Origin of the sequence: Paenibacillus sp. DCT19, assembly GCF_003268635.1 — a bacterium.
Taxonomy (GTDB): Bacteria; Bacillota; Bacilli; order Paenibacillales; family Paenibacillaceae; genus Paenibacillus.
The window spans coordinates 166,150-180,128 of the sequence record NZ_CP029639.1; the positions used below are offsets into that span (position 1 = coordinate 166,150).

The 13,979-nt window shown below is 45.8% G+C and carries 8 protein-coding genes and 2 pseudogenes; all 10 read left to right on the forward strand.

What is annotated here, in order from left to right:
• Positions 1-231: 231 nt before the first annotated feature.
• The 10 genes and pseudogenes from DMB88_RS00810 to DMB88_RS00850 all read left to right on the forward strand — a co-directional run bounded on the left by DMB88_RS00810 (position 232) and on the right by DMB88_RS00850 (position 13,851).
• A complete protein-coding gene (locus DMB88_RS00810) occupies positions 232-2,490 on the forward strand; it encodes a helix-turn-helix domain-containing protein (protein WP_128099837.1) in 2,259 nt (752 codons plus the stop codon).
• Between the two features lie 479 nt (positions 2,491-2,969).
• Positions 2,970-4,556, forward strand: coding sequence for an extracellular solute-binding protein (locus DMB88_RS00815; protein ID WP_128099838.1), 1,587 nt, complete (start codon positions 2,970-2,972; stop codon positions 4,554-4,556).
• Between the two features lie 132 nt (positions 4,557-4,688).
• A complete protein-coding gene (locus DMB88_RS00820) occupies positions 4,689-5,588 on the forward strand; it encodes an ABC transporter permease (protein ID WP_128099839.1) in 900 nt (299 codons plus the stop codon).
• Positions 5,589-5,648: 60 nt separating this feature from the next.
• On the forward strand, positions 5,649-6,521 hold the full coding sequence (locus tag DMB88_RS00825) for a carbohydrate ABC transporter permease (RefSeq protein WP_128099840.1): 873 nt from the start codon (positions 5,649-5,651) through the stop codon (positions 6,519-6,521).
• A 68-nt stretch (positions 6,522-6,589) separates the two neighbouring features.
• A complete protein-coding gene (locus tag DMB88_RS00830; protein ID WP_128099841.1) occupies positions 6,590-7,540 on the forward strand; it encodes a sugar phosphate isomerase/epimerase family protein in 951 nt (316 codons plus the stop codon).
• A gap of 268 nt (positions 7,541-7,808) precedes the next feature.
• Complete coding sequence (locus DMB88_RS31840; RefSeq protein ID WP_368028282.1) at positions 7,809-8,717, forward strand: hypothetical protein; 909 nt, start codon at positions 7,809-7,811, stop codon at positions 8,715-8,717.
• 2 nt (positions 8,718-8,719) lie between these two features.
• The gene (locus DMB88_RS31845) at positions 8,720-9,568 is read left to right on the forward strand and encodes a hypothetical protein (RefSeq protein ID WP_368028283.1); all 849 of its coding nucleotides are present in this window, start codon (positions 8,720-8,722) and stop codon (positions 9,566-9,568) included.
• Positions 9,569-9,756: 188 nt separating this feature from the next.
• A pseudogene (locus DMB88_RS00840) lies at positions 9,757-11,489 on the forward strand (tetratricopeptide repeat protein).
• 206 nt (positions 11,490-11,695) lie between these two features.
• Positions 11,696-12,655 (forward strand): thioredoxin-disulfide reductase, encoded by a 960-nt coding sequence (gene trxB / locus DMB88_RS00845; protein WP_128099842.1) that lies wholly within the window; start codon positions 11,696-11,698, stop codon positions 12,653-12,655.
• 261 nt (positions 12,656-12,916) lie between these two features.
• Positions 12,917-13,851: pseudogene (locus tag DMB88_RS00850) on the forward strand (AI-2E family transporter).
• The last annotated feature ends 128 nt before the right edge of the window (positions 13,852-13,979 follow it).

Consider the following 13,979-nt stretch of genomic DNA (forward strand, 5'->3'; position numbering starts at 1 on the left):
TGTCTGAGTTATCTGCTCAGCACGGCTTTTTTATTTTATTTATATGACAGGCAGAATTCCAGGGAGTCAATTCCTTGCTTGCACTTCTGAAGCATGTGCTATAATAACATCAAATTAATTTATGAGAGCGCTTTAATATGGGGTGATCCAGCCCAGAGGTGCGACAGATGATAAACAATAGAGCTGCGGCCGATTCTATGGTCGGCATCGTGGAGTGAGGAGTGGGGTCGATTGTCCCGTACTTGGTATTATCGGTTACTATTTTCGTACTTTCCTATTTTCTTTCTGACTGTGACCATACTCATTTTTATCGCGTTTGTTTTCATTAATGACATCTCTAGGGCTGAAACGAAAAAGGCAGACCGCATCTCGTCCAGCTATCTAGCAGATACGCTAGATCACACCATCAGAGATATCGAACTATCATTAATGGAGACGGTACAGAATGACCAGGCCTATAGAGATTACTTTAATCATAGAGTTGGAGCAAATTCCGAAACAGTCTATGCTATTGCACAGAGTTTACGCGAGCTGACCAGTTCTTCTTCGTGGATTGAATCCATTTATTTATATGACAATATGAACAAGAGCGTTGTGACGGTGAGTGGGCCTAGAGATGTTGAGAGCTTCTCAGACAAAGCATGGATTGAGCAGACGGTGTCCGGGAAGTTATCTTCGGGATGGCAACCTGTTAGAGAGTATGACGGAGGTATTATTCAGCGTGCCCCTATTCGGGTGGTAACGGTTAATAAGGATATGCCTTTGCCTTTTGGATCCCAAGGTACACTTGTGATTAATATCAAGATGAGCAGTATTGAGCAAACGGTCGATAACATGGTTAATGGCCAACTGTCTTTCATGACGATTCTGAACCGAGACGGTCAGGTGGTATACAACGCACATTTGGATAATGAAGATGCTACAGAAGGAAGAGTATTGAACACGCTTACGCTGGATAGATTAGGTTGGACGTTATCCAGTGGGATCAAGGCGGGAAATTTGTTTGGATGGGTATCTGTTATTTCCTATGTCTGGGTGGGCATTGCAGTTGTGACGGTGGTTTGTGCAATCATCTACATCATTTATGTTACACGTCGAAATTATAAGCCCATTCAGATTATTATGAACCGGATTGAAGCACATCAGATTCGGACACTTGAAGATTCGGGATCTCGTAAAGATGAGATGAAGATGATTGACGGTGCGCTTGAGAATCTGATCAACCACATGATGGATTATGATGATAAAAAGCAGGAAAATGTACTGTTGCAGCGTAGTAAGCTGTTCAACAGTCTATTACATGGCGAGCATCTCGACCAAGCCGCAGCACGGCTTGAGGAGCTGTCTCCATTTGACGCTGTGGAAGAGTCTGTCCGCTTCGCAGTTGTCGTTGGTGAGATTAACCGTTATGAGAAGGGGTTCCAAGAGCTTTATACGAGAGGTGAACAAAATACCCTCAAATTTGCATTGATGAATGTTCTGCAGGAGCTCTCACGTAACAAAGGAATGCAATGCTGGGCCGAGTGGGTCAGTGCAGAGCGGGTGGCCATTCTTTTTCTCTCTACAGAGGAAAGCAGCGAGCTTGATATGAAGGGGCAGATTCGTGACGTAGCAGAGGATTGTCGGTTCTGGGTTGATCAGAATCTACGTATTTCGTTAAGCTTTGGCATCGGGCCAATTGCAGATGGCATTGGGGCGATTCGGGAGTCTTACACTGGAGCAGAAGCCGTTATGCAGCGGAAATGGCTGATGAACGGCGATGTCGGTTTAGCCGAGAGTGGGGAAAAATCCAAGCCACTAATTGAGACGTACACTTATCTACAGATGATTGCTGACTTTGTAAAGCGATTCCGAATGTCGAGCGGCCAGTGGCGGGAAGAGCTGGAGGAGATTTTCGCGGCGTTTGAACGTAATATGCTGCCTGATGAAGATATTCAGTCCCTCATTCAAGCGATGCTACAGATGCTTAGCCGTGAAGTGGCGCTGATGTCAGACGAACTTCAGGAGAAGTTGTCAGAAGACAATATGAACAAGTGGCTCAAGTCGATAGAGGAAGCAGCGACACTTGCTGATGTAAAAGCATTGCTGTTTGAGGACTTAACCGACCTGTTCAGAACGTATGTCTCGGTGACAGAAACCAAGAGTTACAAAGCCATGGTCAATGAGATGAAAAGTTATATCGAAGAACAATTTGCCAACCCTGACCTGTCTCTGAAACATTTGAGTGATCGGTTTCAGATCTCTGGCAAACATGCGAGTTATTTGTTCAAGACAGAATTCAATATGAAGTTTGTGGACTTCGTGACCGAGCTGCGAATGAAGGAGACGGAAAGGCTTCTTCGCAACACTGATTTGGCATTGCAGGATATTGCCCTGAAAGTGGGGTATGCTAATGGTATTACGTTGGGGAGAGTATTTAAACGAGTTACAGGCATTACTCCAGGCGATTATCGCCGGGCGAAGCGTGAACATCATGCAGATGAGTCATAGTCATAGGATGCAATGTAATGTGGATTGCTTATTTTCGGGTAAATGAGCTTAAAGTGAGGGGTGGATTTCTCGCAGGTGTTCTCCGTAGGAGGGGTACTTGCTGGAATCCACCCCTTTACTATGATCCGGCGGTTTGCCTGATCAATCCGATCAGTGATTTCAAGTCATGTGGTAATTCCGAGTGTATACGTGGATGGATATTCCAGTTTATATGTCGGATACGAAAATAGGCAGTATATGAAAATGGTTTATCGACTTAGCTAAGAACAAACCGTACTGAAATGGGGATGATGCCTGTCTGAGCCTGGGTTTAGAGCAGTGATTACGAAAGTAGACAGTGTGTGAAAATGGTTAGGGGAATAAACCACAATTGCTCTGTAAGCGCTTCCGAAACTGGTTTATTGCATGAGAGCAAGAAGGTATGGAATACTCGGATCAAGCTTTACAACATTCAACGCAAAGCCAAAGGGGATGACAAAATGACAAGAAGAGCAACCAAAGGGAGTACGAAGAAATGGATGGGTCTGGCGCTTACAATGGTAATGGGAGTTTCACTGTTAGCAGGATGTTCATCTGCATCTGATCAATCGGCTGAAGGCGGTGCATCAGGTAGTGGTGAGCGTGTCACCTTGAAAGTAGAGGTATTCGATCGTGGTAACAGTCCTTCTCCACATACGATCACGAATAACTACTTAACTAAATTTGTTCAAGAGAAATTCGGCGATCCGAATAACATTGATGTGCAATTCGTACCTGTTCAACGTTCAGAAGAAACAACCAAGCTCAACGTGTTAATGGCCAGCCCCAGCGACGTTCCCGATATTGTGTTTGTATATGATTCCAGTGTGTTCTACCGTTACGCTCAGCAAGGCGGTCTAACTGACGTAGGCGAGCTTCTTAATGAACATGCACCTAATTTAAAAGAATATCTCGGCGATGATCTGTTGAAATTCGGTCAGCTTGAAGGTCAGCAATTCGCTATTCCCGGTAAACGTGCCATTACGGCTCGTTATAACTCATATATCCGCCAAGATTGGCTCGATAAAGTCGGCATGGAGGCTCCAACAACAACGGATGAGCTGTACGAAACGTTGAAAGCTTTCAAAGAAAAAGATCCAGGCAATCTAGGCAGCAAAAACATCCCAATGGGTATGGCACTTGCTCCAGCTCAGTATGAAACACTGATTTACTCCTTTATTAAGCCTGTACAAGATGGACTTACGTACAGTCAGCGCTATGAGTTACCCTTACATGATGGTTTCAAAGATGCGATGCAATTCCTTAACAAGCTATACAATGAAGGTCTGATCAGCAAAGACTTCAGTCTTGATGAAGAAAAAGCACAATTGGTCAAAGACTTCCAGAACGGTAATATCGGCTACATGTCTGAGGACGTAGGTCAGATTCTGTATGCAGAAGGCATGCTTGATAATTTGTACACGAATGTACCCGATAGCAAGGTTGTAGCCGTTGACGCTTACACTAACCCGAATGTGGACAATAAACACATCAAATCTCGTTATGGTAGCAACGGTATGTACATCATGATTCCAAAAAGCAGTAAACGTTCGGTTGAAGCAGTGAAATACCTAGACTGGATGGCTTCTGGAACGAACTTGCTGGAGATCAACACGGGTGTTGAAGGTGAAAACTACGATATGGTTGACGGTGTTCCAGTTGTTAAAGATGATGCACCACAGGATGTCAAAGATCGTATCTACAACGGCGGTGACATGGCCATTATTGCCAACGGTAAAGTAGTTGGAGATCAGGCAGCCAATGAAGCGGCATGGATTGCAGGCTTCCCAGAACGTAACCAAGAGCTGATGAGACAGTCCATTGATATCGCGAATACGGATACGATTGGTCCGGTTATCTTCAGCAAACCAATTGAAGCAGAATCTAAATATGGTACAGCGCTGAACGATAAGTTGAAAGTGCTTATTGTGAAAACAGCGATGGCTAAGACAGCAGATTTCGATTCTGTATATGAAAAAGAAATGAATGATTTCATGTCACTGGGTGGCACAGAACTGAAGAAAGAGCTTGAAGCAGCACTACAGTAAGCGTTAACAAAAAAATAGATTCACATCTTGAGATTATAAAATCAATAGTTTATTAACGCATAACTTTAGAAGAAACGCGTGCCGCCAGTATGGGCGGCACAGCCGTTTCTCTGTTGATAGGAGGAAACCGACTTGACCATCACATACTTGAAAAGGTATTGGCAATTATATGCGCTCATCTCACTGCCTCTGATCTACTTCTTGATCTTTCGTTACGGCCCAATGTACGGGGTTCAGATCGCTTTTAAGGATTTCAACTTGTTTCAGGGCATCAACGGGAGTGAGTGGATCGGTTTCGATGCTTTCCGTGAAGTATTTGGAATGCGGGACTTCTACACTACATTACGAAATACGTTCATGCTTAACTTTCTAGATCTGCTCGTTTCATTCCCTGCTCCAATTATTTTGGCGATCATGCTCTATGAAGTTCGGTTTAAGTGGTTCAAAAAGATATCACAAACGATCCTGTACATTCCTCACTTTATTTCCTGGGTTATCATCGGTGGGATCGTGTATCAATTGTTCGGCAATCAATCCGGTATGGTGAACGGTTTGCTGGAGAGTATGGGTCTCAACTCCATACCATTTCTAACAGAGAAGAATCCATGGCTTGTTACGTACCTGTTCACAGGGGTTTGGCAGAGCGCTGGATGGGGAACCATTTTGTATCTGGCTGCATTAACCGGCGTTAACAAGGAATTGTTTGAAGCCGCCGAGATTGATGGAGCGACACGTCTGAAAAAAATCTGGCATATTACCTTGCCTAGTATTAAACCAACGATTGTAACTTTGCTCATTCTGAATCTCGGACAAATGGTCAGCATTGGTTTTGATCGTCCTTACATTATTGGTAACACTGCTGTACGTGAATACTCCGATGTACTGAGTACCTTCGTGTACAGGGTTGGTTTGGAATCTGGACAATATACACTGGCGACTGTCGTCGGACTCTTCCAGGCTGTGGTGGGACTAATCTTCGTACTAGGTTCAAACTATATTTCGAAAAAGGCGACCGGTGAAGGTATTTTGTAAGATCGAAATGGATACCAATCGGCTGTTCGTATAGACCATCAGTAAAGGAGCTGTGTGCATATGAGTGAACGCACCTCAAACCGGGTTTTTGACATCGTTAATATTACCTTTATCAGTTTGTTTGTTATCTTCTGTCTGGCTCCGTTCTTGCACACGATTGCGATTTCACTTAGTTCCAATCGAGCAATTACATCTGGTGAAGTGACTATTTTCCCTAAAGAATTTAATTGGGATGCCTACATTCAGGTATTCTCTGACCAATCAATGATCTATTCACTGGGCTTCACGAGTGTTCTAACAGTGGCAACCACGGTACTATGCATGCTCTTCACACTGGCGGCTGCATATCCGTTAACGAAGAAAAAATTGAAAGGGCGCAAGCTCTTCATGTATGTCATCATCATTACCATGTTCTTCAGTGGCGGGATGATTCCGGAATATTTGCTCATTCGTGATCTGAACTTACTGAATTCCGTATGGGCGCTGATTTTGCCCGGTCTCGTGAGTCCGTTTAACCTGATTATCTTGATTTCCTTCTTCCGAGGCATTCCAGAAAGCTTGGAGGAATCAGCAGAGATTGACGGTAGTTCACATGTGCACACGCTCTTTAAAATTATATTGCCACTATCTATGCCTGTATTGGCTACACTGGCTCTTTTCTATGCGGTTGGTCGCTGGAATGGCTTCCAGGATTCATTGCTGTATATTAATGATCCGAAGCTGTACCCGTTGCAGCTTAAACTCTTCCAAATGGTACAAAACAATATGGTCAGCGAGCTTACACTGATGGAAGGTGCGAACCGTGCGCCATTGACCCCAGAGAGCCTGAAGGCTGCTACCGTTGTATTTGCAACCGTACCGATTCTGCTAGTGTATCCTTGGCTGCAAAAGTATTTTGTCAGCGGTGCGATGCTTGGCGCGGTAAAAGGCTGATTTTAGAGTTGGCATAACGATAGGTTAGATAGTTAGGCTTACGCTAATGGGAAGGAGAAAGAATTCGAATGCAGGCACAGGACAAGGGAATATACTCATTTTCGACATGCTGGAACATCAGGAAGCATGCGGTTGGAGCAGATATGATTCGAGAAATTGCAGAGCTTGGTTTCAGCCGGGTGGAGCTTAACTATAATGTGACGAAGGAAATGCTCACCACCATAGAGCCAATGATTGAGCGAGGAGAGATCGAAATTTCCAGTGTTCATAATACCTTCCCACATGATCCAGATCCAGATTACGGCACAGACTCTGTCTTGCTCGGCTTTGAAGATGAAGTGAAGCGGCAGCGAGCGATTGAATTGCTGGTAGGATCAGCGGAATATGCCCACCGTTACGGAGGGGAAGCCGTTGTTGTACATCCAGGAGAAGTCCCCTTCCCAGAGGATATCAGCAAGGATCTTAGTAAGTTTTATAACGAAGAAGGGCCGGATTCACCGAAGTATCGCAGCAAGTGGGAAGAACTGATGGAGCGTCGGCAGGCTCTTAGTTCGGGCTATGTCGAGAAAATTATAGCGAGTCTGGATGAGGTCTGTAACCGTGCGGCTGCCAAAGGTCTGAATGTGCGCTTTGGGATCGAGACGAGATCCAGACCCCAACAGATTCCTACACTGGCGGAAGCAAAGACGATCATTCAAGCACTTAAAGGGGCTCCGGTTGGAATCTGGTATGATACGGGTCATGCGATCATGATGGATCGACTAGGGCTCTATGATAGTGTAGGAGAAATGCAGGGACTGATGGACGATATCGTAGGTGTCCATATTCATGAAACGCTTGGACTTTCGGATCACTGGTGCCCATATGTGCACAGCAAGGATATGCATTTCTATGATGCCTATTTGCCGATGATAGAGCGGGCACAGGTGAAGGTCTATGAGTTGAAATCGGCCTGCCAACCGAGTGAGATTCACGAGAGTCATGACTTGTTAATGAAGAAGCTTGAACTCGTAGATTGATAAACGGAAAGCGTAACAGAGTCTTTTAGAAGCTGTTTGGCACGGTTGAATAGAAGGCTGTTGTTAGTAAAGAAGTTGGTGTCTAATCTAGTCGGCGCTATGGCTGCTATGCTGCTTGAATTCTCTGGCGACTTTTGGCGGGATATGGTATATACTGACGAGAAATCAGCTCGTATACAGGTGATGTGAGAAGCTTCCACGCTATGGAGGGAATGCGGCACATCCTTTGCTCATCGGGCAAATGCATTGGTATGGAGGGGAACTACACATGTACAGACAACTGGTAGATCGTAATGACAGAGCAGTAGAACGAGGCATGGCCAGGCAGATGCTTGATCCAGAGAATCGATACTATGGTGGGACGATTGATCCGTATACAGGCGTGGCTTGGGTGAATCACACTACCGGAACGCCGACGGATATGTGCTACTGGGGAGCGGCGCTCTCTAATCCTGACTCGATCTATTATCGGGATGAGGCATTGTTAGACAGACTGCTATTGGCTACTGAGTTTGTACTTCGCCTACAGCATGAGGATGGATCGATATCACCCGGCTGGACGAACTATCATTCCCCACCGGATACCGCATTTGTCGTTGTAGGATATTCACAGTTATATCAGTTACTCGCTAAGCAGGAGTGGGCGCCTCTGCAACCTGTTCTTCATAATATGCGGTTGTTCCTAGAGCGGACGATCCCTGTGATGTTGACAGGAGGTTGCCATACGCCGAATCATCGCTGGGTGCTATGCGCGGCGCTTGGTTTCCTGCACGACATCTTTGGTCTGGAGGAAGCTGTGCAGCGCGCAGAGCAGTGGCTGGCAGAAGGCATGGACATTACGCCAGATGGCGAGTGGACCGAGCGAAGCAACGGAATTTATAATGCAGTGAGTGACATTATGCTGATTCATGCAGCACGACTGTTGAATCGTCCTGAGCTGCTGGAGCCAGTACGTCTCAATCTTCGGATGATGGTGTACCTGGTACATCCTACAGGCGAGATTGTTACGGATTACTCGGGTCGCCAGGATCTGGGCAGCATCCATGACTTATCATCGTATTACCTGCCCTATGCCATCTTAGCCCAATTGGACGGAGATCCGATTTTTGCTGGCATGGCTGCCCTGGCAGATGGTACTCTGACAGACCCGGGGTATGCTCAGTCAATGCGCTGGTAAGATTGCTGTTAGAGCCGGAGCTTCAACAGGCGAACGGCTCGCTGGATGTGTTACCGCAGCAGTATGAGGTTATGCTGAACGAGCATTTTGCAAGAGCCAGCTATTTGGATCAGATGGAGGCTGCTGGCCACCACGGACGTATATCCCACAGCCGAATGCATACGGATTTTGGCGCACCTGTAGCCCGAATCCGTGATGGCGAGACCAGTGTAACAGTGATGACGGAGGTACCTCCTTTCTTCGCTCTTCGTCATGGCAAGGTGCGTCTGCTTGCAGTACAACTGGCTTCCTACTTTAATCCGGGGTATATCCCGATGCAGGATATGACCCGATTGCCCCAAGGATATGGATTAACAGGGGAGCAGAAGAAGGGTTATTATGACCCAATTCCTGCTAATGAACTGCCAGAGACGGCGTCTTCGGATATAAGTCCGTGGTATTTGCTTCCTCATCAGAGCCGCAGGCTTACCCATGAGCAGACATTTCGTGTGGGAGCAGAGGTGCTGCATACGGAGGATGGCTGGACGATGCATCTGACTGGAGAAGAACCGGAGGACATCATGGTGCAGTTATCCTTTGTATTCGGAAGCGAAGGAGAGCTAACCTACGGGGATGGAACGGAGACTAGTGATGGTCATCACTTATGGAGCAGCGGTAATTTGCGTTATACCTGCGGTGAAGACTGGATCGAGATCAGTGGAGGCGAAGCGGGACATTTGGCTTCATCGGTTCGTGAAGCGAAGCTGCCAGACAAGTGCAAGGTTGTGCTTGTTAACTTCATGACACCGTTTGATAAAACGATTCATATCTCACTTTCACCAACTATGGCGAAGAAGTTACAGGATCAATAATTCCTCTTGCGAAATTGAAAATGGTAAACATGCACAAGGCGGTATTTCATTCCACATGGAGGATGAAATACCGCTTTATTTTGCACATTTTTTGCCTAAATCACATGAAACTACATGTTGAGAAGCCTACCGCAAGATGTGGTATACTGGAGAGTATGAATGAAAGCAAAGAGGAGGTGCCTTGGAAGATGAAGGGCAAGCTACTGCGGGCGGAGGGAGACCTCGCCAACATTATACCGATTCATTTGGATGCGTCTTTCTTTTTTGAAAGAGCTGTCCGCTCGCTGGACCGTAATCACGTCGACAAGGCATTAAAATATTTTCGTAAAGCTGTTGAATATGAACCGGAGAATCCGGTGAATCATTGTAATATGGCGGGTATATTATCTGAGAAGGGGATTACGAGGCATCTAATGCGATTCTCGCGAATGTATTGGATGTCGTAGATCCGTCGATGACCGAATGTTATTTCTATATGGCGAACAATTATGCCAATATGGATCGGTTTGAAGAAGCGGAGCAAGCGTTAGTAACATATTTGGAAGAGGACACCCAGGGTCAGTTTATGACGGAGGCAGAAGAGATGATGGAGCTTCTGTATTACGAGTTGGACCGCCCAGCTAAACTGAACCGGATCAAATCACGTAAGGGTGTTGTGGAGCATGATCATGCACGGGAATTGTTAGAGGAAGGCAAATTCGCACAAGCAGCTGAACTTCTGGAGGGCATGCCACCTGATTATCCAGATTATCTGGCTGTACGCAACAATCTGGCTCTTGCCTATTATTATATGGGGCAATTTGCTAAGGCACGTGAGACAATTGCCGAGGTGCTCGAGCAAGAGCCGGGCAATCTGCATGCTCTGTGTAATCTAGCGATCTTCCATCAAAATGAGAACCGGACAGATCAAGTGCTGCTATTGATTAAAAAGTTACGTGTCATCGTACCGTTCCAACAGGAACAGGTCTATAAACTCGCAACTACGATGGGTATTTTGGGGCAGCATGATACAGCCTATGTACATTTTCGTAGATTGCTTAAAGCCGAAGAGACGGCAACTGATCCTGCGCTCGCGCACTATGCTGCAGTGGCGGCCTTTAATACGGGACGTTATGACGCAGCAGAGCGGTTGTGGAATCATGTGAGCAAGCTCGATCCAGGGTCTGAAGTGTCTACGTTTTATTTGTCTCGACTTAAGGCTGTACAACAAGACGAGCTTCAGCCTGAAAAGTTAAGCTACCATTATCATCTTCCATTTGATGAGCAATTCAAACAATGGGAGAACTACGGAAATGGGATTCCGGCGGAAATGAAGAATGATCCACTGATTCGTTCATCATTTTTCTGGGCATTACGCCATGGTGACCGGGCAACCAAGCTTCAAGTTATTCATGCGCTTGGAATGATCGGAGACTATGAAGTACAGCAGGCGTTACAATCCTTCATACAGGAGTCCGATGAGCAGCAGGATCTCGTGGAAGCTGCTCAATCTGTACTGAACGAACTGCTTGCGACTGAACAGCACTCGGAGCGGAGCAACGCAGTACAACCGCTCTCGACGGTAGCCGCGCGATCTATTCAGAATGCAGGAGTCAGCGTAGAAGGCTCGCAGTCGGAATCCATCTCTCACTGGCAAGCTGTCGTTGACCGTGCGCTACAGATGACGGAAACGAAAGCAGAGTTACAGCAGGAGATGGAACGTATATGGACCGATTATGTATCCCGTGCTCATCCTGAAATGACAGCGATGAAGCATATTGAGGGATGGGCTGCAGGACTGGAATATTTGGCTGCCAAAATTCACAGACGACCTGTAACTTATCAAAGTGTAGCGGATCGATATGGCATTTCGGCATCAACCGTTAGTAAATATGCGAAGCAGATTAACAAGGTGTGTAGTACCGTTCCACCTACGGTATAATCGGATGATTTTAAGAGGTTATTCCTAAAATTATAAACGCATGACAGGGATTTAAGCGGCTTGAAGAACGATTGAGGAAGATTGGGATTTCATGAAGGATACATTTGCCTGCAAAACGGGTAAACTTAATGAATGGCTATTGTCACATTGATCTAGAAATGAACCAGTGCATATACTCTCAACCTAATCAAGGAGGCTGTATCTATATGTCTAAATACAGAACGATTGTGATTGGAACCGGACCTGCAGGGTTAACAGCAGCAATTTATCTGGCGCGTGCCAACCTTAATCCATTGGTTATCGAAGGCCTTCAACCCGGTGGACAATTGACCACCACGACAGAGGTTGAGAACTTCCCTGGATTCCCGCAAGGCATTATGGGACCAGAATTGATGGATAACATGCGGAAGCAAGCGGAGCGTTTTGGTGCAGAATTTACGAATGGCTGGGTGGAAGAGGTAGACTTCAGCAAGCCACCGTTCAAAGTGAAGGTTGGCGGCATCGGTGATCTCGAAGCCGATTCGATCATTATCTCAACCGGTGCATCTGCTCGTTACCTTGGTATCCCGGGAGAGCAGGAAAATGTAGGGCGCGGGGTAAGTACGTGTGCGACATGTGATGGATTCTTTTTCCGTGGCAAAAAGATTATCGTAGTTGGTGGGGGAGACTCCGCGATGGAAGAAGCGAGCTTCCTGACCAGATTTGCAACGGACGTTACCTTGGTGCATCGCCGGGACGAATTGCGTGCGTCGAAGATCATGCAGGATCGGGCGCGTAGCAACGAAAAGGTGAAATGGGCATTGAACCGTACACCACTTGAAGTGGTGCCTGAAGCGCTAGGCGTGAAAGGACTTAAGGTACGGAACAATGAGTCAGGCCAAGAAGAGTTGTTAGAGGCAGACGGCGTGTTCGTTGCCATCGGACATACACCGAATACCGGCTTCCTTGGCAATCAAGTTACGTTGGATGATCACGGGTATGTTGTAGTTAAACCAGGTACGACGGAGACCAACATCCCAGGTGTATTTGCTTGTGGTGATGTCCAGGATACGAAGTATCGTCAAGCGATTACTGCAGCAGGATCAGGTTGTATGGCAGCAATGGACTGTGAGAAATTTTTGGAAGGCAGCATTGTGCACGACTGGAGCGAAACATTGGATAAATAAGCATGTTTGGCTTGATTGTCCACATAAGATAAGGAATAGAGACAACGGGAAGTCTCATGATGTGAGAGAAGCCGGTAGGCTTCTCTTTTTTTTCTGAAACGAAAGTGGGCATGAGATCGTATACATAATGGGCATATTAGCTGTGAGGTGAAGACTTTGGGGGAAATGATAAAAGATTGGCTACAGAACACAACGGTCAGACGTTTTCTGATCCTGCTGTTGTTCTGTTTGGTGTTATTCAGCATGGGGAGTATGCTGCACATGATTTTGCTGTTGTTCCTCGTGACCTATGTCATGAATCGGCTACAGCACTTCATTACAGGACAGTTAAATCGGCTATTTCCGATTAACTATAAGGTCGTTGTCATTTTGCTGTATTTGATTGTGATTGCGGCGATTGTGCTAGGTATATCTAAGTATTCGCCAAGGATTGTGGATCAGGTCATACAACTGACAAATGAAATCATTAAGTTTCTGGACACGGCAGAAGGCGATAATTATGCATCGAAGATTGCAGGGTATTTGCAGTCATTTGATATCAAGAACTATACGAATAATGCACTGAAGTATATTTTTGCTCTGAGTAAAGGGCTGGAGTTTATTTTGCTGGTTATTATTCTTAGTCTGTTCTTCCTGCTGCAAAAGCAAGAAATCGTCAAATTCACGTCCAAGTTCAAAACAAGTAAGCTCGGCTGGTTCTATAAAGAAGTCGCTTACCTTGGAGATAAATTCGTATCTTCCTTCGGTAAAGTCATTGAAGCTCAGCTATTGATTGCGGTGTTCAACACTGTGCTTACAATGTTGGGATTATGGATTCTTGGATATCCGTATCTGTTCGCACTGACCATTCTGGTATTCCTATTGAGCTTGGTTCCCGTTGCGGGGTTGTCATCTCACTGGTACCATTGTGTCTGATTGGTTATCAGATCGGCGGATTGCAGCTTAGCATTATCGTTGTTATCATGATTATCATCATTCATGCGCTGGAGACATATTTCTTGAATCCAAAGTTAATGGCGCACAAAACCAAGCTTCCGATGTTCTACACATTTATCGTATTGATTCTGTCACAGCATTTCCTCGGAATCTGGGGACTGATCATCGGAATTCCGATCTTTGTATTCCTGTTGGACATCCTTGATGTAAATAAGATGGAGAAGTCAAACGAACCGGTGCGTGTCGATTCGAAGCTGTAGCTAAATGTAACGCTTGTGAGTGTACTGCATAGTAGTACCACATGTAGCGTGTGAAAATAGTGAAGAACGCCTCCCTGATTGATCGAGGGAAGGCGTTTTTTGTGTACATTTTTACCTAGTATAAGAAA

Bases quoted from the DNA above. Each gene is read 5' to 3' on its own strand.
- DMB88_RS00815 (WP_128099838.1), top strand. From the start codon at position 2,970: ATGACAAGAAGAGCAACCAAAGGGAGTACGAAGAAATGGATGGGTCTG.
- DMB88_RS00825 (WP_128099840.1), top strand. From the start codon at position 5,649: ATGAGTGAACGCACCTCAAACCGGGTTTTTGACATCGTTAATATTACC.
- DMB88_RS00830 (WP_128099841.1), top strand. From the start codon at position 6,590: ATGCAGGCACAGGACAAGGGAATATACTCATTTTCGACATGCTGGAAC.
- DMB88_RS31840 (WP_368028282.1), top strand. From the start codon at position 7,809: ATGTACAGACAACTGGTAGATCGTAATGACAGAGCAGTAGAACGAGGC.
- trxB (WP_128099842.1), top strand. From the start codon at position 11,696: ATGTCTAAATACAGAACGATTGTGATTGGAACCGGACCTGCAGGGTTA.